This is a genomic window from uncultured Acinetobacter sp., assembly GCF_947624825.1.
In the GTDB taxonomy this organism is placed as follows: domain Bacteria; phylum Pseudomonadota; class Gammaproteobacteria; order Pseudomonadales; family Moraxellaceae; genus Acinetobacter.
Genome location: NZ_CANQLZ010000001.1, coordinates 181,358 through 200,717 on the forward strand (window position 1 = coordinate 181,358; position 19,360 = coordinate 200,717).

At 41.6% G+C, this 19,360-nt stretch carries 19 protein-coding genes; 12 read left to right on the forward strand and 7 right to left on the reverse strand.

Annotated elements, in window-relative coordinates; all coding sequences use genetic code 11:
* Positions 1–38: 38 nt before the first annotated feature.
* The 3 genes from recA to Q0017_RS00835 form a co-directional block, all read right to left on the reverse strand.
* Positions 39–1,079 (reverse strand): recombinase RecA, encoded by a 1,041-nt coding sequence (gene recA, locus Q0017_RS00825; RefSeq protein WP_298141621.1) that lies wholly within the window; start codon positions 1,077–1,079, stop codon positions 39–41.
* Positions 1,080–1,205: 126 nt separating this feature from the next.
* The gene (locus Q0017_RS00830; RefSeq protein WP_298141624.1) at positions 1,206–1,646 is read right to left on the reverse strand and encodes a S4 domain-containing protein; all 441 of its coding nucleotides are present in this window, start codon (positions 1,644–1,646) and stop codon (positions 1,206–1,208) included.
* Positions 1,639–2,313, reverse strand: a complete 675-nt coding sequence (locus Q0017_RS00835; protein WP_298141627.1) for an HAD-IA family hydrolase — start codon at positions 2,311–2,313, stop codon at positions 1,639–1,641. Before Q0017_RS00835 ends, Q0017_RS00830 begins: the two co-directional genes overlap by 8 nt.
* 165 nt (positions 2,314–2,478) lie before the next feature.
* Between Q0017_RS00835 and Q0017_RS00840 the strand changes: the two genes are divergently transcribed.
* Entirely contained in the window at positions 2,479–3,330 is an 852-nt protein-coding gene (locus tag Q0017_RS00840) for a 3'(2'),5'-bisphosphate nucleotidase CysQ (RefSeq protein WP_298141630.1), read from the forward strand.
* A gap of 54 nt (positions 3,331–3,384) precedes the next feature.
* Positions 3,385–4,116, forward strand: coding sequence for a phosphoglycerate mutase family protein (locus tag Q0017_RS00845; RefSeq protein ID WP_298141632.1), 732 nt, complete (start codon positions 3,385–3,387; stop codon positions 4,114–4,116).
* Between the two features lie 38 nt (positions 4,117–4,154).
* Here the strand turns inward: Q0017_RS00845 and rpsT are convergent, their stop codons facing one another.
* Positions 4,155–4,421, reverse strand: coding sequence for a 30S ribosomal protein S20 (gene rpsT / locus Q0017_RS00850; RefSeq protein WP_053580135.1), 267 nt, complete (start codon positions 4,419–4,421; stop codon positions 4,155–4,157).
* Between the two features lie 214 nt (positions 4,422–4,635).
* Here rpsT and Q0017_RS00855 point away from each other — a divergent pair, with 214 nt between their 5' ends.
* From Q0017_RS00855 to Q0017_RS00900, 10 genes are all read left to right on the forward strand, one after another.
* Positions 4,636–5,304 (forward strand): nucleoside-diphosphate sugar epimerase, encoded by a 669-nt coding sequence (locus Q0017_RS00855; protein WP_298141635.1) that lies wholly within the window; start codon positions 4,636–4,638, stop codon positions 5,302–5,304.
* Positions 5,305–5,320: 16 nt separating this feature from the next.
* The gene (gene rraA, locus Q0017_RS00860) at positions 5,321–5,827 is read left to right on the forward strand and encodes a ribonuclease E activity regulator RraA (protein ID WP_298141638.1); all 507 of its coding nucleotides are present in this window, start codon (positions 5,321–5,323) and stop codon (positions 5,825–5,827) included.
* A gap of 136 nt (positions 5,828–5,963) precedes the next feature.
* Entirely contained in the window at positions 5,964–6,320 is a 357-nt protein-coding gene (locus Q0017_RS00865) for a hypothetical protein (protein WP_298141640.1), read from the forward strand.
* 94 nt (positions 6,321–6,414) lie between these two features.
* A complete protein-coding gene (gene mfd, locus Q0017_RS00870) occupies positions 6,415–9,882 on the forward strand; it encodes a transcription-repair coupling factor (RefSeq protein ID WP_298141643.1) in 3,468 nt (1,155 codons plus the stop codon).
* Between the two features lie 146 nt (positions 9,883–10,028).
* Entirely contained in the window at positions 10,029–10,463 is a 435-nt protein-coding gene (locus Q0017_RS00875) for an HIT domain-containing protein (RefSeq protein WP_004976660.1), read from the forward strand.
* A gap of 26 nt (positions 10,464–10,489) precedes the next feature.
* Positions 10,490–11,974 carry an adenylate/guanylate cyclase domain-containing protein gene (locus Q0017_RS00880; protein WP_298141693.1) on the forward strand — a complete coding sequence of 495 codons (1,485 nt, stop codon included), beginning with the start codon at positions 10,490–10,492 and terminating at the stop codon, positions 11,972–11,974.
* A gap of 153 nt (positions 11,975–12,127) precedes the next feature.
* Positions 12,128–12,631 carry a low molecular weight protein-tyrosine-phosphatase gene (locus Q0017_RS00885; protein ID WP_298141646.1) on the forward strand — a complete coding sequence of 168 codons (504 nt, stop codon included), beginning with the start codon at positions 12,128–12,130 and terminating at the stop codon, positions 12,629–12,631.
* Between the two features lie 7 nt (positions 12,632–12,638).
* Positions 12,639–13,673 carry a UDP-N-acetylmuramate dehydrogenase gene (gene murB, locus Q0017_RS00890; protein WP_298141649.1) on the forward strand — a complete coding sequence of 345 codons (1,035 nt, stop codon included), beginning with the start codon at positions 12,639–12,641 and terminating at the stop codon, positions 13,671–13,673.
* 6 nt (positions 13,674–13,679) lie between these two features.
* Positions 13,680–14,759: a YdcF family protein gene (locus tag Q0017_RS00895; protein WP_298141653.1), complete on the forward strand. Its 1,080-nt coding sequence runs from the start codon at positions 13,680–13,682 to the stop codon at positions 14,757–14,759.
* On the forward strand, positions 14,760–15,788 hold the full coding sequence (locus Q0017_RS00900) for an alpha/beta hydrolase (protein WP_298141656.1): 1,029 nt from the start codon (positions 14,760–14,762) through the stop codon (positions 15,786–15,788).
* Between the two features lie 25 nt (positions 15,789–15,813).
* Here Q0017_RS00900 and Q0017_RS00905 read toward each other — a convergent pair whose 3' ends face one another.
* The 3 genes from Q0017_RS00905 to Q0017_RS00915 form a co-directional block, all read right to left on the reverse strand.
* Positions 15,814–17,484, reverse strand: a complete 1,671-nt coding sequence (locus tag Q0017_RS00905; RefSeq protein ID WP_298141659.1) for an FMN-binding glutamate synthase family protein — start codon at positions 17,482–17,484, stop codon at positions 15,814–15,816.
* A gap of 161 nt (positions 17,485–17,645) precedes the next feature.
* Positions 17,646–18,815, reverse strand: a complete 1,170-nt coding sequence (locus tag Q0017_RS00910) for a cupin domain-containing protein (RefSeq protein WP_298141663.1) — start codon at positions 18,813–18,815, stop codon at positions 17,646–17,648.
* Positions 18,816–18,878: 63 nt separating this feature from the next.
* On the reverse strand, positions 18,879–19,283 hold the full coding sequence (locus Q0017_RS00915; protein ID WP_298141666.1) for a hypothetical protein: 405 nt from the start codon (positions 19,281–19,283) through the stop codon (positions 18,879–18,881).
* Positions 19,284–19,360: the final 77 nt, after the last annotated feature.

Here is a 19,360-nt window from a genome sequence, read left to right on the forward strand (position 1 = left end):
CAAAAACGCCCCGAAGGGCGTCTTGGTTGTAGTGTTATTTATTCAGCAGGTTCAAATTCAGGGTCTTGATCATCATCGGCTGGTACTTGATTGGTGGTTAAAAGTTGTTCGCGAATCAGGCGCTCAATTTCTTCTGCCATTGGCTTGTTTTCTTCTAACATACGAATCACGTTGTTTTTACCCTGACCAATTTTGCTGCCTTGATAAGAGTACCACGCACCGGCTTTTTGTACGATGTCTTGCTGTACTGCTAAATCAACCAATTCACCTAAGTGGTTGACACCCTTACCATATAAGATTTGGAACAGCGCTTCACGAAATGGCGGTGCCATTTTATTTTTCACCACTTTGACTTTGGTTTCAGAGCCAATGATTTCGTCGCCTTCTTTGACTTGACCAATACGACGAATATCTAAACGTACTGAAGCATAGAATTTTAACGCATTACCACCTGTGGTGGTTTCTGGGCTACCAAACATCACACCAATCTTCATACGAATTTGGTTAATGAAGATCACCATACAGTTTGAGCGTTTGGCATTACCGGTGATTTTACGTAAAGCTTGGCTCATAAGGCGTGCTTGTAGACCCATATGCGAGTCGCCCATTTCGCCTTCAATCTCAGCACGTGGGGTTAACGCAGCCACGGAATCCACCACGATCATGTCAACTGCGCCTGAGCGTACTAACATATCGGCAATTTCTAGGGCTTGCTCACCATGGTCAGGCTGAGAAACCAATAGATTGTCAATATCAACACCCAATTTACGCGCATATTGCGGATCAAGTGCATGCTCGGCATCAATAAAGGCACATGTACCACCTCCTTTTTGACACTCTGCAATGGCTTGCAAGGTCATGGTGGTTTTACCAGAAGATTCAGGACCGTAAATTTCGATAATACGACCTTTAGGCAAACCGCCAATCCCAAGGGCAACATCCAACGTCAATGAGCCTGTTGAGATCGCTTCTACCGCTTGTACGGTGTTTTCACCCAAGCGCATAACTGTGTTTTTACCAAACTGTTTTTCAATTTGGCTTAAAGCCGCATTAAGGGCTTTGCTTTTGTTCTCATCCATCTTACAACCTCAAAACTGTAGATTCACGATTCACCCAAGTGGATGTCTATGGCATGAATAGTGACAGATTTTATTTTAATGTTCTAGTGTGTTTGGGCTTGGTGCGACATTAGATGACGCACTGCATTAGTCATCTGAATATGACCATTGTTGGTCAAATTGGCTATCATTATCCTGCCGAAAGCGCTGAATGTCACGTCGATCTTTTTTGCTTGGACGATGATCGGGACGCGCTAAATTGTGCATTTTGCGCTGTGCTGCAAACAACTCACGTTTGGCAAGGCTTGCGGCTGTTTCTTCATAGAGCAATTGTGCTACGGGTGCAGGACCACGTACATCTGATAATGCTTTGACCGTCACAGTTTTCTTTTCAAGACCTTGAGCAATGGTCAGTTCCATGCCCACACGTACTTCACGTGATACTTTGACGCGTTCGCCATTTTGATGCACTTTACCGCCTTCAATGGCATGTTTGGCAATTGAGCGCGTTTTAAAAAAACGCGCCGCCCAAAGCCATTTATCAATACGCATGCCTACGGCATCTTCGGCTAAAGAAGATTTACGCATATATCTGGTGTTCCTCAACCTGTTGTAACGTGGTGATTAAGTCTGTTAATTGTACCAACATCGGATAACGCGCATCAGATCGAGGGGCTTTGCCCGATGAAGGTTGTGCAATGGTAATTAAATTTTCAATACCAAAGTTTTTTGCGCTGTCTAAAACTTTTTCGGTATCGTCAATAAAATAGCAATTTTTGACTGAAAATGGATGCAGCTTTTGTAAATGTTGCCAAAATTCAATACGTTCTTTTTCATAGCCAATACTCTCTGAGCTGACAATCACATCAAAATAATGGCTCATTTGCATGGCTTTGAGCTTAAATTCTAAGCCTTTACAATCGGCATTAGTGGCTAGCCAACATGGGTAACCTTCTGATTTTAAAAACTCAAGTAATTCAATACATCCGGCACGTTTGGCAACTTTATGCTGAAATTCAATTTGCATGGCAAGTACGTCTATACCGACCTTATTGCTCCAAAAATGCGATGAATACCAATTTAAAGTATGGTTATAACACTGATAAAACGAAGCCAACTCAGCTTGACTATGTTCAAGTGAACAATTGTGATGGCTCGCATGGCGCTGTGGCAGAAGCTCATTCCAAATAAAATCGTCATAGGCCAAGTCCAATAAAGTACCGTCCATGTCGAAAATGATGGTTGATTTTTGCATCACACAAAGCCTCATAGCATGATCTAGCTTAGACTAGAAAAAAATTGAGTATACCTGATTTCACCTTAAAACTAAGCAAGGACGCTGCTAAACAGCAAAGCTGTTGTGTGATTGCAGCCAAAGCGCGCTACAATCTTTATTATTTTAAATAAAAACAGGTGTTGTATGTTTATTAAAACCCAAGCACCACAAGATGCTTTGATTGACCAATTGCTGCCTATCATGACACAGGCTTGTGCAATTTTACGTGAAGAATATCAAAACTACTGCGCAGGGCAGGCATTTGACGTGGAGCATAAAAGCGACGATTCGCCAGTGACCCAAGCAGATTTTCGGGTTAACCATTATTTGACTGAACAGTTACGACTGATATCTGATTTACCACTTTTATCTGAAGAAGGTGAGCAAACCGAGCGCAGCACATGGTCAAAATTTTGGTTGCTTGATCCTTTAGACGGCACCAAAGAGTTTTTGCATCAGCGTGCGCAATTTACCATTAATTTAAGCTTAATTGAGGGAGCGCATACGGTTTTTGCCATTTTAGCAGTACCAGAAGAACATACTTTGTATATTTGCCCCAAGGTGGGCATGCCACTCAAATATGACACTCAAGTGAAGACTTGGTTTGGCTATGTCGCTCAAGCTACACACAAAGACGTTCAAATCGGGATCAGTCATAGTCGTCAGCAAAAAGCGCAGTATCAAGCGTTTTTTGCAGCGCTTGAACAACTTAATCCTTATACGACTTTTCAGGCTGGCAGTGCCTACAAATTTTGTATGATGCTAGAAGATAAAATTGACATTTATCCGCGTTTTCATCCGACCTCAGAGTGGGACACCAGTGCAGGACAATGCCTGCTAGAACGCATTGGTGGTGGCTTAATTGATTTGAGTGGACGTGCCTTTGTTTATAATCAGCGCGCAACCTTATTAAATGATGGATTTTTAGCCTACCGCAATGATCAAATGAAACGACTTGCCTTACAAGCACTTGGACGAATGTCGAACATGCATTGAGCTCTTGGGGCAACGTGGTATAGTGAGGTTTAACCTTTCAATTGTGACAGTATTATGGCACTTGATCTGCTTCCGACCAGTATGTTGCATGCAATGGATTTGCTGCCAGATCCCAAGACCCCTGTAACATTATTTACCCGTCACTCATTGCGTGAAGAGGTAAAAGGACAGGGCTTGGCGGGCTATGACTTGCAATTGACCCACCAAGGGCGAGAATTGGCGCAAGCATGGGGTGAATACCTCATTGCCAACAGTGAGCGTCGTATTCAACATTGCATCTCTAGTCCAATTCAACGCTGTATTGATACCGCAGCTTTGATGATACAAGGGGCAGATGATGTAAGCCCAATCAATACGCATAACATCGAGATTGTGGAACAAGGCTTATTGGTTGAACCGGGCAGTTTTGTACTGGATATTCACAAGGCTGGGCCTTACTTTAAACGTCAAGGTGCATTAGGCTTTATCAATAGTTTTGTGAACAATGCATTACCCGGCATGAAACATCCCATTGGTGGTGTGGTAGATGTATTAGAGTTAATCTACAACACGCATCCAAGACATAGCCATGGTTTAAGTTTGGCGGTCAGTCATGACACCATTATTGCTGCCATTTTAGCAATCATCTCACAGCGCAATGAAGTCACATCTGAAGATTGGCCACAGATGATGGAAGGTTTGTTTGTATGGTTTGAAGGGGATGAATTTTTAGAGTGTCAGCTCAAGTGGATTTGGCGTGGCAAATTACATTGTTTAGATATTGCCAAATTTAATGCTGAACAATAAAAAAAAGCCCTATAAAAGGGCTTTTTTTTATGCATAAATTAGTTAGCTAACGCTTTAATTTGTGCATTTAAACGGCTCTTATGACGAGCAGCTTTGTTTTTATGGATGATGCCTTTGTCAGCCATACGGTCGATTACTGGAACCGCAGTTTTGTAAGCTTCTGAAGCAACAGCATAATCGCCAGCAGCAATAGCAGCTACTGTACGTTTAAGATAAGTACGAACCATAGAACGTAAGCTTGCGTTGTGTTTGCGTGCTTTAACGTTTTGACGAGCACGTTTTTTAGCTTGAGCAGAGTTTGCCACTCGTGCACTCCTTGAAATAGATTAGTCTGGGCGGGCTGCAACTCAACTGAAAACCAACATCAGAAGAACTATACCCAGCCCGTAAACAAGTGCCATATTTTGAGTTAACATTGCTGTTAAGTCAAGCCTTGACACGCCGTGATGCCATTTTAGCCGTATAAAAAACTGAAAGAAAACCTAAGATTACTCAAATTCGTTGGAGATTGTATAAAAAATGACGCATTCGTTAAAAAAAGTATTGGTTGTGGGTGCAACAGGATTGGTAGGCAAGACCTTGGTTTTATTGCTAAATCAAGCCACAGACTGTGAGCATATTGATGTCATCGTTCGTCGTAAAAATGATCTATTTTTAAATCAAAAAAAAATTAGACAAATTGTACTAGATGACTTTTTATTGCTCAATTTACAAGATTTAGCCGGCTATAGTCATGTATTTAGCTGTTTAGGTAGCACATTAAAGCAAGCAGGCTCGAAATCTGCCTTTTACCAAGTGGACTATGAAATGAATATGCATATGGCACATTTACTGCAAAACACCACCACGCATCTGTTGATTATTAGCAGTATGGGAGCCAATGCCGCATCGCCATTTTTTTACAATCGTGTGAAAGGTAAATTAGAAAATACCCTACAAAACTTGAATTTATACCGTTTGTCGATTATTCAACCATCTTTGTTGATTGGGCAGCGTGAACATGGGCGTTTTCTTGAAGACTTGGGTCAAAAAATTTATCAAAAATGCAGCAAGGTTTTGCCAAAACAGTTTAAATATCTGCCAGTAACAGCCAATCAGGTGGCTCATACTATGGTCGATGCTGCGCGAAATCAGACTCAATCGTGTGAAATGTATGCTAATTTAAAGATACAACAATATCCAAGATAAAACAGAGGGCAACCCCGTGACAGCATTTGTAACTTGTGACCTACTTGATAACTATCCCCAACTAGACTTACAGGTCATGTCACCTTGTATAGATGGTAAATTTTTTAAGAGTTATGGGGCACGCCACACTTTTGGTGGGCAAGTGGTGACTGTAAAGTGTTATGAAGACAATTCACGTGTCAAAGAGCTACTTGCCACAGACGGTACCGGTAAAGTGTTGGTGGTTGATGGTCGTGCCTCTATGCGCTGTGCTTTGATGGGCGATTTAATTGCCGAATCAGCAGTGAAAAATCACTGGAATGGTGTGGTAATTTATGGCTGCGTACGTGATGTTGATGCCATTGCACACCTTGATTTGGGCGTACATGCTTTAGCGGCTATTCCACAAAAAAGTACCCGTAAGGGCGTGGGCGAAGTAGATCTGACTTTAAGTTTTGGTGGTGTCACCATTCGTTCAGGCGATTATTTGTATGCCGATAACAATGGTATTGTGCTGTCACGTCAGGCGTTGGTGAAACTCTAAACACTTAACACCCATGTTTTACATGGGTGTTATTTTGCCTGAACTCATAAAATAGCCTAAGTTAGGTTTTTTATCAGGTTTAATCTAAGCAAAACATGGTTAAACTATACCAAGTTGAGTGTTTAGGACCTTGAAGATGTTTGATAAAGTTCGTCAGTTGTTTAAAACCAAAGAAGACCCACGTCTGCAATTTATGCACGAGCATGCAATCGAGTGGAATGAAGCGCAGGGTTATATCGTGAAAGGGGTGGTTTTAAATGACAGCTTGTCTGAGCGCTTAGAATATTTTTCTAACCGTCGTTTAAATCAATTTGATGACTTAAAAGCCCTTTATTTTGCTGCCATGCTCATCAATGAAAAAATTGATTTAGAAATCGCAACAGGTCAATACGTTGCGCGTTTAGGCAATAACCAACACAATTTACAAGAATTTAAAGCCACTGTTGGTTTGTTGGGCGAATACTATCGTCAATTTTTACGTGAAAAACGTTAAACGACATCATTCGACGCTGTGCACATAAAAATTACATAAAGCTTGAAAAACATCATGTTAAGATGATGCTCTGTCTTTCATGCTTAGAATGGCCATGTTTCAAGATTCCATCGCACAGCTTCAATTTAAACAACTTAAAGTCGGCGAAAAACGCTGGATCGGTAATTTACAAGGTTCAGCTGCAGCGCTTTTATTTAAAGAAATTGCCAAGCAAAGCCAACAATTGTTGGTGATTGTGGCGCGTAATAATCAACATTTGGCCCAGCTTGAAAGCGAGCTTGAATTTTATGGCATAACACCGACCATTTTTCCTGATTGGGAAATTTTGCCCTATGATCGTTTATCGCCGCATCAAGATATTGTCTCTGAGCGTTTGGCGATTTTATCCAATATGCCAAGCCAAGGTATTTTATTGCTCTCGGCGTCTACCTTGGCACAGCGTGTTGCCCCGACTTCGTGGGTGTTGGGAGAACATTTTGATATTCAGGTGGGGCAGAAATTTGTCTTAGAACAACAAAAACTGCGTTTGGTACAAGCCGGCTATCAGTTGGTGGATACCGTCTATGATCATGGTGAATTCGCGGTGCGCGGCAGCATCATGGATATTTATGCTTCAGGTCAAGCCGCCCCCATTCGTATTGATTTATTTGATGATGAAATTGACACCTTAAAATTCTTTGATCCAGAAACACAGCGCACCACGCAAACACTCACGCGTTTTACCGTATTGCCTGCCAAAGAATTTCCGCTCAAAGAAGCCCGTGCCTTATTCCGCGATCGTTATGCCGAAAGCTTTCCCAATGCCAATCCAAAGAAAAACCAAATTTATCAAGATGTATTAGATGGGATTGCATCGCCAGGGATTGAGTTTTATTTGCCGCTGTTCTTTGCCAGCCAAGCCATGCAAAATCAAAGTACCTTGTTTGATTATTTCCCAAAAACGGCAGTGATCATTACCGATAAAGATGCCGAAACTGGTTGGAATCAATTTTATCAAGAAGTGCTGCGTCGCTATGAAGATCGTCGTTATAACGTTGATCAACCGATCTTGCCACCTGAGGATTTGTTCTTAGCACCCAATCGCGTGTTAGAGCATCTTAATCGCTTTCCACGAGTGATTGCGTCGCCTGATGCTTTTGATACAAACAAAGCCGGTCATTTTGATTTAAGTACACACATTCCACCACGCCTAGCGGTCGATCCAAAACGTGAACAACCGTTTAGTGAGGTCAAAGCCTATATTGATGCGGCCAATCACCCTGTGTTGTTGGTGGCCGAAAGCGCAGGGCGCCGTGAAACCTTAAAAGATGCCCTGCGAGCAAGCTTGGGTGAAATTCCAGTGGTGGAGAGTTTTGAAGCCTTTCAAGTCTCTTTATTTGCCATTGCAATTACCCATGCACCTTTAGATCGTGGTTTGGTCATTCGTGATCAATTGAGTGTAATTTCAGAAAATCAACTCTATGAACATCGTGTGGTGCAACGTCGTCGCAAACGTCAGCAAGAGATTTCTGAAGAATATTTAATTAAGAGCTTAACTGAACTCTCAATTGGTGCGCCTGTGGTACATATTGATCATGGGGTGGGGCGTTATGCTGGTTTAGTCACCTTAGAAATTGATCGCCAAGAGCATGAATTTTTACAACTTGATTATGCCGACGGTGCCAAAGTCTATGTGCCGGTGACCAATTTACACTTAATTAGCCGCTATAGTGGCGGTGATCCTGATTCAGCACCGCTGCATAAAATTGGCTCAGAAGCATGGAATAAAGCCAAGCGTAAAGCCTTAGAGCAAATTCATGATGTGGCCGCCGAATTATTGCATATTCAAGCACGTCGTCATGCCAAGCCAGGTTTGGCCTTTGAATTAGATGAAAAACTGTATATGCAATTTGCCGCAGGCTTTGCTTATGAAGAAACGCTTGATCAAGCCAATGCCATTGAAGCGACTTTGTATGATATGCAACAAGCCAAGCCGATGGATCGTTTAGTTTGTGGTGATGTAGGCTTTGGTAAAACTGAAGTAGCAATGCGGGCTGCATTTTTAGCCGTGCAAAACAATAAACAAGTGGCTGTGCTTGTACCGACCACTTTGCTTGCACAGCAGCATTACGAATCCTTTAAAGATCGTTTTGCCGATTGGCCAGTGCGTATAGAGGTGTTATCCCGTTTTGGCTCAAGCAAAAGCCATTTAAAAACCTTAGAAGATTTAAAAGACGGCAAAGTCGATATTGTGGTCGGTACGCATAAAATCTTACAAGAAAATGTAGAATTTTCAGATTTAGGCTTAATGATCGTGGATGAAGAGCATCGCTTTGGGGTGCGCGATAAAGAGCGTATTAAAGCCATGCGTGCCGATGTAGATATGCTTACTCTCACGGCAACCCCAATTCCGCGTACCTTAAATATGGCTTTTGGTGGTATGCGTGATTTATCTATTATTGCCACGCCCCCGGCACGTCGTTTGGCGGTCAAAACCTTTGTACAAGAACACACCGATGAATCCGTCAAAGAAGCGATTTTACGTGAGTTGTTGCGTGGCGGTCAGGTGTATTTTTTACACAATGAAGTCGATAGCATCGAACGCATGGCAGAAAATATTCGTATTCTTGTACCAGAAGCTCGCGTTGCAGTAGCTCATGGTCAAATGCGTGAACGTGAACTTGAACAGGTCATGCAGCAGTTTTATCACAAAGAATACAATGTCTTGGTCTGTTCAACCATTATTGAAACGGGAATTGATGTACCGAATGCCAATACTATTATTATCGAACGTGCCGACAAATTAGGCTTGGCACAATTGCATCAATTACGGGGTCGTGTTGGACGTTCGCATCATCAAGCCTATGCATATTTGCTTGTGCCATCTATTAAAGCCTTAAAAGGCGATGCCGAAAAACGTTTAGACGCCATTCAACGTGCTTCAACTTTAGGCGCAGGCTTTATGCTCGCCACTGAGGACTTAGAGATTCGTGGCGCAGGTGAATTACTTGGTGAGCAGCAAAGTGGTTCGATGCATGCCATTGGCTATAGCTTGTATATGGAGATGCTAGAAAAAGCCACCAAAGCGATTCAAAACGGTAAAACCCCGAACTTTGATACACCGCTTGCACTCACCTCAGAAATTAGTTTGCATTTGCCGGCCTTAATTCCCGATGAGTATTTAGGCGATGTGCATCAGCGTTTATTGTTTTATAAACGCATTAGTCATGCCAATAGCCAAGAGAAGCTCGATCATATTCGCATGGAATTGATTGACCGTTTTGGGGTGGCGCCACTTGCAGTCAAACATTTGTTTGCTGTGCATCAAATTCGTTTAAAAGCCGAAAACTTAGGCATTACCAAAATTGATCTTGGCGCGCATGGCGGCCATTTGGAATTTTCGCCAGATACCCCCGTTCAAGCAGCGAGTATTATTCAAATGATGCAACAACATCCCACCTATTTTAGGATGCAAGGCGGGCAGCGCTTAAAAGTTATGCTGTTACAAGAGGAGCCAGATAAGCGTTTAACTTTTGTTAACGATGTTTTAGATCATCTGCTTAAAGATATCGTACGCCCTTAATGGGTGCAGCTCTACAACAGGTAAAGCCTAAGCTTTGCCTGTTGTATTTTGATAATTATAATGAAAGCCTTGATGGGGCGTACTCAGAGCGAAATTGATGTGATAGTATTAGCCATCATTTTCATTTTGCGTCATAAATAAAGAATATGTTTAGTTTGCATCCACAACTTGCTCAAGATACATTTTTTGTCGGCGATTTCCCGCTTTCTACATGTCGTTTAATGAATGATATGCAGTTCCCTTGGTTAATTCTAATTCCACGCGTACCAGGGGTGACTGAATTATACGAACTCAGCCAAGCCGACCAAGAACAATTTTTACGTGAATCGAGCTGGCTATCGAGTCAATTATCTCGCGTTTTCCGTGCTGATAAAATGAACGTTGCGGCTTTAGGTAATATGGTACCGCAGTTGCATTTTCATCATGTGGTGCGTTATCAAAATGACGTGGCATGGCCAAAACCGGTATGGGGTACGCCGGCCGTCCCTTATAGCAATGAAGTATTAGCACATATGCGCCAAACTTTAATGCTGGCGTTACGTGGTCAAGGCGATATGCCATTTGATTGGCGTATGGATTAAGCACTCGCATATCGGCGACAGCTGTGCTGCCTTTAGAGTATTGGTTAGACCGAGAACCCAAACAATTTAGCTACTTCCATCGTTTGATGGGTTATAGCATGTTGTCTTTGGGTTTGTTGGTCTACACCTTCACCACGCAAACGACGCATATTCAATTGTATTTACCGCTGATTTTTGCGGTAGTTTTGTTTGTGAGTCCACGTCTAGAACAGTGGTTAAAATATCGTTATAACGCACAAGTACAGCGCAATGCATTATTTTTAGTTGACATTGCGATGGTTGCTGCAGCTTTATCTGCTGTACATCTAAATTTGGTGCTGACTTTATGTACTTTTGCAGCATTAATTTATAGCACCATTAATAGCCGCGTTTCATTTTTTATGATGTCGTTGGCAGGTCTGTGGGGCGTAACCGTCTTCTATTTGGCCAATATTTTGGCGTTTGGTTTTGGGCATTACTTTGCACCCACCTCGACTGAACTCACTGTTTTGGCGTTTATGTGCTTGATTGCTTACTTTGCCGCAGGATCGGTTTATCAAGCGCGCCGTGTGTATATTGCTTCACAAAAACGCGAACATTACTACTCACAAATGAATCGCTATATGGAATTTGCCAATCAGTTGAGTCGTTATGCGCCACAGCAATTGTGGCAATCTATTATGAAAGGTGAAACTGAGGCAAAAATTGAATATAAACGTAAAAAAATGACCATCTTTTTTTCAGACATTGAAGGGTTTACCGAGCTGTCTGAAAGCTTAATTCCAGATGATCTTGCCTTTGTTTTAAATGACTATTTAAGCCATATGACCGAAGTTGCCAAACAATATGAGGCCACGGTTGATAAATTCATGGGCGATGCAATTTTAATCTTCTTTGGTGATCCTACCACGCAAGGCGTCGAGCAAGATGCCAAGACTTGCGTTGAGATGGCCATGGCCATGCGACAACAAATGAAAATCCTGCGCGAACGTTGGGTGAAGATGGGTTATCCGGCTTTGCATATTCGTATGGGTATTAGTACAGGTTATTGTCACGTAGGCAATTATGGCGCTGCACATCGTATGGCGTACACCATTGTCGGGCGCGATGCTAATTTGGCGGCACGTTTACAAAGTGCCGCAGATGTAGATGAAATTTTAATTTCTGATGACACCTATCAATTGATTAAAGATGATTTTTTGTGTGCGCCAAAACAGCCTATGGAATTAAAGGGGATTCAGCAGCCAGTAAAAACTTGGCAGGTGATGGAAAAAAATAATGCGCGGCAAACTGAATACCAACGTTGGTTTGACTATGAATATAAAGGTTTTCATCTGTTACTTAATTTAGATGAAGTGCAAAATTTTGAATATCCTCAACTCATTGCAGTATTAGAAAAAATTATTCAGCGTATTCAAACTCAACAAACCTTAATTAATGCCCAAGGCGTGGTACGTCTACACCTTGAAGATGAAGTCATCAGTGAAGTGATTATTCAACCTCAAGCACAAAAAAATACTTCAGCACACTAAATTGACAGATCAGCAACCATGCTGCTGCTATTGTTTTTACAATAAAAAACAGATGAAAATTATTGTAAAATCTAGTTTTATGAATCGCCAAGCAATAGGATTTTAGTTGCAAATCTCGTAACATAGACGGCTCTGTGTATTGTGAGGTTTTCTATGTCATCTCAAGCGCCCTATCAGGTGTTGTGTGTGTGTTTAGGCAATATTTGTCGCTCTCCTACGGCAGAGGTGGTGCTTAGACAACATTGTGAGGCAGAAAATCTCAATATCGTGATCGATTCTGCAGGAACCAGCAATTATCATCCCGGTAAAGCTCCAGATGCACGTAGTCAAATGCATGCTAAATTGCGTGGTTACGACTTATCTAAACTCCGCGCGCGTCAAGTACAGCTGCATGATTTTATCGAGTTTGATTTAATCTTGGCGATGGATCATGATAATTTACGTGATTTAGAGGCTTTAAGTGAGCAAGCTTGCCAGCAGTTTGGTTATATACGCGCAACACTTGCCTTAATGAGTGAGCATGATCCTGTCTATGCACAGCAAGCTGTGCCGGATCCTTATTATGGGGGTGAGGCTGGGTTTGAGCATGTACTGGATCAATGTGAATCAAGTAGTCGTGCTTGGGTTTATTATTTTCAACAACATTCACAGGTTTAAGATAGCCATGAATATTCAAAACAACGTGCAACTTAAACCTTTTAATACCCTAAATTTAAATTCTATTTGCTCACACTATGTCAAAATTCAAAGTGTGGCAGATGTCTTAGACACTGTGGCATATGCGCACCTGACGGATCTTAATGTGTTGGTACTCTCGGGCGGTAGCAATATGTTATTGCCTGAGCATGTACATAGCTTGGTGTTGCATATGGACATTCAAGGCATTGAAGTGCTTGAAGATGATGCAGTGTGTCAGGTTTTGCGTGTTGGTGCTGGGCAAAATTGGCATGAGTTTGTGCTGTGGAGTACCACACAGCAACTGATGGGTCTGCAAAATTTAGCCTTGATTCCAGGTTTAGTCGGTGCATCACCAGTACAAAATATTGGCGCTTACGGGGTGGAAGTTGGCGAGTTTATTCAATCGGTACAAGTGTATGATCAGCAACTACAAAAGTTACGTTCTATTGCAGCGCAAGATTGTCACTTTGCCTATCGACACAGTATTTTTAAAGAGCAGCCGCAGCGTTATATTATTACCCATGTCACCTTTAAACTGCCGAAACATGCAGCCTTAAAACTCGGTTACGGTGATTTAAAAGCAGCAGTCGGGGATGATTTAACGGCTGAAAACCTGCAACGTCAGGTGATTCATATTCGTCAAAGCAAATTGCCTGATCCTCAAGATTATCCTAATGTGGGCAGCTTTTTTAAAAACCCTGTGGTGACCTCTCAAGTGTTTGCACGCATTGCACATGAATATCCGCAACTGCCGCATTATCCACAAGCTGATGGTCAGATTAAGCTTGCTGCAGGTTGGTTAATTGAACAAGCGGGTTGGAAAGGTAAGCAGTTGGGTTCGGTCGGCATGTTCCATAAGCAAGCTTTGGTGTTGGTAAATTATGCCGATGCCACATTAGCAGATGTACAAGCCACGTATCGGGCGGTACAGCAGGATGTGTATGGTAAATTTCATCTGATGTTAGAGCCAGAACCGGTGTTGTGGAGCAAGCATGGTCTTTTATTAGCGCATACGGATTAGTGTTTGATGTTGCAGCTTGTACGCTTGGTGGCAGTGAGTTTTATCGTCTTAGCAGTTTGTGTGCTGTTTTTATATTCGCCTTTTTATTCTCAAACCGTGTTAAAAGCACTGCATCAATTTGTGCCGGTGAATGTGAATCCTGTGGCAGCCAATAGCCAAAAAGCCGGTGGCTTAAGTGCAATTAACACCTTAGAACCGGGTTCTGAGTTATGGATTGCTCGTCAAGCCTATTTAAAAGTCATGCAACAGCAAATGCAGAGTCAACAAGCAGATACACTGAGTGTGGTGCATGCCCGCTATCAATTGTTACAACAACAGATCAAAACCCAACAAGAGATTGATAGCGAAAAAGAAATTCAGTTGCCTTTAATGCTTGATGAGCCAGCGGCATCTACAGTAGAGACGCCGTATGTGTTTGTGCGTGATGAATCACATACTCAAGCTCTTATGCAGCAGTATCTTGAGTTTTTAAGTGCATATCCGATCGATCTTGAACCCACGGCAGTAGATGACGATATTTTTCAAGATATTGCGTTTATTCAACAACAAAATGCACAATCTACACAGACCCATGATTTGCCTTATGCCATTGTTGTATTAGGGGGTGGCTTAACCTTGGCTGAAAATCGGCAAGATATTGTGGTTAATCATTATACGCGCTTGCGTTTAGAAACGGCTTTAGCCACTGCTGCCAAATATCCAACACTACCGATTGTACTCAGTGGTGTAGAAGCACCCTATATGCAAGATTGGTTGAAACAATATGGCGTTGATGCGCAACTGCTTGAAAATCGTAGTATGAATACGTGTGAAAATAGCCGTTTTAGTGCTTTGTTATTACAAAAAAAAGGCGGGGCACCTCGGGTATTATTAATTACCGATGCCTATCATATGCCACGCACACGGCGTTTATTTGCCCTCAATGGGATTGCCACAGTACCTGTGGAAGCCCCGATGCCGACGCCTTTAACCAAGTGGCAACCGAGTGTAAAAAATTATGATCATAGTCGCCGTGCTAACTATGAAATGCTCGCAACCTTACGTGATGTGGTGTTAGGTTCAAGCGATTGTCGTGAGGTGCCTTAAATGCCCAATATCCCATTTTTAAATCCCAGTATTTTAAAGCAACTTGAATTACCCATTCCTAGTCGGGACACCACACCACAATATTTAAGTCCTTTAGATTTAAGCCAGCCTTATACGCCATCGCTTGAAGTGCAGGCTTATCGACGTTTATACGGTTTAGATCAGTTAGAGTGTGATCATTGGCAAGGCTTTATTGACATGCCATTGTTTAAATTGCATGTGCAGGTGTTTGCTCCAAAAGCTACACCCATCAAAGGCACAGTGTGGATTTTGCATGGTTATTTAGAACACAGCGGTATTTATCAGCCAATTTTTCATGAATTGTTGGCACAAGGTTTTAGTGTTCTGACTTATGATTTGCCGGGGCATGGTTTGAGTAATGGATCGCCGGCCAATATCCAAAACTTTGACCACTATCAACAGGTATTACATGCGGTGTATGCCGCAGTCAAAGGTGCTCCACAGTTGAGTGGGCCATGGTTAGGCATTGGGCAAAGTACTGGTGGGGCAATTTGGATGCATCATCTACTCGATTTTGCCCAAAAACGTAAAAATCCTTTTGTGCAAAGAGTTTTGTTGTTATCGCCCCTGATTCGTCCGGCTAAATCGGCATGGTGGCATAACCCGGTCGGGCTTGGCATTATTCGTCGTATTAAACGTCAAGTGCCACGCCATTTTAGACGCAACAATCATAATCCAGAATTTTTACGCTTTATTCGTCTTAAAGACCCATTGCAGCCACGTATGATGGGCATGGATTGGATTTTAGCCATGTCTAAATGGATGCAAGACATGGAGATGCGACCGGCTTGTCGCATTCCTGTATGGTTGGCGCAAGGTGCACAAGACCAAACTGTCGATTGGCGCTATAACATCGAATTTATTCGGCGTAAATTCCGTCTACAAACCTTGCTGATGTTAGAAGAAGGTTCACATCAGCTCATTAATGAACGTGCGGATATCCGAGCGGCACTGACAGGTTTAATTCCGGCATTTTTACATGCTCAAAACAGTGGTGATTATTACTAAATAAGAGGCGCAATACGCCTCTTATTTAAAAGCGATCGACTTTGGCAAGATTCCACATCCGATAATAAAAATTATCATCATCTTGTAATTGTGGATTGAGTAACTCATTGGGTTTTAACCAAAAATGTAATTGCGCATAGTTTTTAATTTCACGATCATTGACGCGTTGAGCCAAATGATGTGATTTCACTTGATTAGGATGACATAAGCCTGCCGAAGCCAACATTTCAGCTAAAGCATGTAAGGTGTTTTGGTGAAAATGGAACACGCGCTCAGCTTTGGTGGGGACATGCAAGGCTTTTTGGCGATCATGGTCTTGGGTTGCAATGCCAACCGGACATTGGTTGGTGTGACAGCTTTGCGCTTGAATGCACCCCAAGGCAAACATAAAGCCACGTGCCGAATTGCACCAATCCGCTCCCATAGCCAACATGCTGGCAATATCAAAAGCACTAATGATTTTACCACTGGCACCAATTTTAATTTGATCACGTAAGCCGGCACCAATTAAGGTATTGTGTACAAACAACAAACCTTCACGTAGTGGGGTACCCATATGATTAATTAATTCAACGGGGGCCGCTCCCGTACCTCCTTCTGAGCCATCTACTACAATAAAATCTGGCACAATTTGGGTGTGTAGCATGGCTTTTACAATACTCATAAACTGCCATGGTTGACCAATACAGAGTTTAAAACCCACGGGTTTACCCTGAGATAAATCACGTAATTGCTGAATAAAATGCATCAATTCAATCGGGTTGCTAAATGCAGGATGGCTTGACGGGGATACACAATCTATATCACGACGAATGCCACGAATCATGGCAATTTCTTCACTGATTTTATCTTTGGGTAAAATACCGCCGTGACCGGGTTTTGCGCCTTGCGAGAGTTTAATTTCAATCATTTTGACTTGAGGAAGTGCCGCTTGTTGGGCAAATTTCTCAGGATCAAATTGACCATCTAAAGTCCGACAGCCAAAGTAACCACTGCCCAATTCCCACACTAAATCACCACCTTGCTCAAGATGATAGGGGCTAATACTACCTTCACCAGTGTCGTGATAAAAATCACCAAGTTTTGCCCCTTGATTTAAAGCGCGAATAGCATTGGCACTTAAACTACCAAAACTCATGGCTGAAATATTAAAAATCGAAGCTGAATATGGTTGGCGACAGCCTGAGTTACCAATTTGAATGCGAAATGTTTCAGGGTCAGCAGGCGTGCAGGGATTTACAGCATGGGTCATAAAGCGATAGTCAGCTTGATAGACATCAATAATTGAACCAAAAGGTTTATCTGCATTTTCATCTTTGGCACGCTGATACACCAAACTACGTTGCATGCGTGAAAAAGGCAGGGCATCTTGATCGGACTCAATAAAATATTGGCGAATTTCAGGGCGAAATTCTTCAAATAAATAACGAAAATGCCCCATAATTGGGTAGTTCTTTAAAATTGAATGTTTATTTTGTAGTACATCATATAAACCCACAAAACTCAGTAAGGTGGTCAGCAACCAAATGAGATTAATCACACTATCTGACATAAAATAATACAGATAATGTGGGGCATAAAATAAGCGCAGCCCAGTTAAAAACAATGCAATAAAAATACATGCAAACCAAATAGAATGGCGTGAAAAAAAAGTGTTGAGCAGTTTATGTCTGACTAATTGTGCCGGTCCTGCCATCGCAGTGTTCCTATTGTTCTTGTTGTGGCTAATGTGTCAAGATTTTAAGAAAAGCTCAAGTCATAAATTGTGACAGGCGTGCTACTTACTATTGATGATGATATGCAATAGGTTTTTATGATTTAATTAAAAATGCCCAAGTAAACTTGGGCATCATTTGATTATTCAGCGTCTTCAGCAGGCAGCAACATAATGATTGATTCATTGAGTAAAGTGGCAATGTCTTCTAACAAATCAGCATCATAAAAACGCTCATCCATGATTACAACTTCACCATCGGCAAGCTGCTTAACAATCGCTGTTGCAGCGTCGCTTAAACATAAGCCTTCGCCATTGGCCCAAAACAGGGTTTGTTCATCTTCTTGGCTATACAGTAAACGTGAAGCCGGCTCAAGCATCAGTGAATAGCCTAAGTCTAAGACTTGTTCTAAATCGGCAGTCCCAATTTCTTCCACTTCAGGAATATTCTCAGGGTATTTCGATTCAGACATCAAACTCATAATGGCATCTTCTAACACATTTGAATTTTGCAGTTGTGCCATCAGTTTATCTTTTAAATAAGCCAATTCATTGGCGGTGATTTCACCGGCACAACTGAGTTCATCACGAATAATATCGGTTAAAGGTTGGCGTAAAACTTCATTGGCTGAAAATTTATCGCTCACACGATCCATCATGTCGCTGACATTCGGCATACGCAAACCAAATGAGAAGGTTAAACACTCATCTTCTGCCACGCCATAATGCGATAAACCCGGTGGTACATAAAGTAAATCACCCGGTGCTAACACTTCATCAAAGTGTACGTCAATTTCAGGCAATAGCTTTAGCGGTTGACCTGCAACCAATTCGCTATCGGCATCACACATTTGACCCAACTGCCAACGGCGATGGCCATGACCTTGGACTAAAAATACATCATAAAAATCAAAGTGCTTTCCTACAGAGCCACCTTGAGGTGCATAAGACACCATGATGTCATCACGGCGCCATTGCGGAATAAACGCAAATTTTTTCCACAGTGCAGCCAAATCAAATGAATAATGATCGACCGCTTGTACCAAAATGCTCCACAGTTTGGGCATTTTTTGGAAATCAGCTTTAATGAGGGGTGATGATTTAACTGACCACTGATTTGGGTCACGGTCTTTTTGCTTAATTAAACGTGCGTTCACGTTTTCATCAAGTGCCAATTCCATGACATCGTTAGGCTCAAGTAAATCTACAATCTCAGGCATGGCATTACGCACCAAAAGTGGTTTTTTTTGCCAATATTCTGCTAAAAATTGCTCGGCAGTAATACCGCCTAAAACATCTAAAGGAGAAGACATCAGTTTTAATCCAAAAAATTTGTACTATTGTCGCTAGATCTAGGTTTTTGGGCAACTATATATTTATAAATTAATTTTAATGATGACCCCACTTAATAATACTATGATAAGTAACATTGCTCCAATTAGCATATTATATTTTTTATGGCTAGAATCTAATGTACTCATATTTCTTTGTATTGTAATGAGAGATTGCTCAAAGTTTAACAGGGATTTTTGGTTGTCTTTCAGTTGTTGTTGGAGTTTTTGATTTGAAGCATCGAAATGATTACTGATTTTTACTAAACTATGATTGAGATTTGAATTTAATTCTTTTTTATAACCTAGTTGTTCCTCTAGATTTTGAATATTTTTATTTAAAATTCTAATTTCTTTTTGTTTACTATATTTTTGATATAGTTTCTTTTTTAGAAAATAACCGGCATCAGTAGGGGTGGTTGCTGAATAGTCTGCAAATAAATTAATCAAGTTATTAGATCTCTTGCGAAAGTTAATTTAAGAGCATCCAATTCACCATTCCAGCAATTAAATTCATTCTTAGACCA